Source organism: Streptomyces minutiscleroticus (assembly GCF_014650875.1).
Taxonomy (GTDB): domain Bacteria; phylum Actinomycetota; class Actinomycetes; order Streptomycetales; family Streptomycetaceae; genus Streptomyces; species Streptomyces minutiscleroticus.
Map to the genome: position 1 here is coordinate 1 of NZ_BMVU01000254.1, position 632 is coordinate 632.

The following is a 632-nucleotide window of genomic DNA, read 5'->3' on the forward strand; positions in this document are numbered from 1 at the left end:
GTATGCTAATGACTGAAATGTTTTTTTGGATTAAGATTTTTAAAATATTACCCGGATAAAACTCATCATTAAGCGTTTTTAAGGGCTTGAAAATTAAAGGGTGGTGCGTGATGATTAGGGCGTTTTGGGGAGCGTTTAGAGCGATTTTAAGCGTGATTTCTAAACATGCGATAATTTGGCTAAACTCATGATTTTCACTCCCCACATTCAACCCGCTATTATCCCATGATTCTTGAAGTTCAAAAGGAGAAAGGCGCTCTAAAACTTCCAACACTTCCTTAACTAACGCCATTTTAAGCCTTTGTTAAAGCGTTTTTTAGACGCTCTTCTCTCTCTTCTTCTTGCTCTTTATAAAGAATGGCGCACCCTTTTGCTAAATCCCTGATTTGTAAAATATAATTTTGCCTTTCAGCCACCGAAATCGCTTTTCTAGCGTCTAAAATATTGAAAAAATGCGAGCATAGCATCACAAAATCATAAGCGGGTAGCGGGAGCTTGTTTTCCAAGCAATGCAAGGCTTCAGCTTGCGCGTTTTTAAACATTTCTAATAGCCTTTTCACGCTCGCTACTTCAAAATGATACTTGCTAAATTCGTATTCGCTTTCTAAATGCACTTGCGCATAATTCACGCT

Annotated in this window: 1 protein-coding gene and 1 pseudogene; both read right to left on the bottom strand. The window is 38.0% G+C overall.

Annotated elements, in window-relative coordinates; translation table 11 throughout:
* A pseudogene (locus IE271_RS44615) lies at window positions 1-292 on the bottom strand (GTP cyclohydrolase I); the annotation flags it as partial.
* A 1-nt stretch (window position 293) separates the two neighbouring features.
* Window positions 294-632, bottom strand: a 339-nt coding sequence (locus IE271_RS44620) for a glycine--tRNA ligase subunit alpha (RefSeq protein ID WP_190195529.1), incomplete at its 5' end; no start/stop codon positions are given.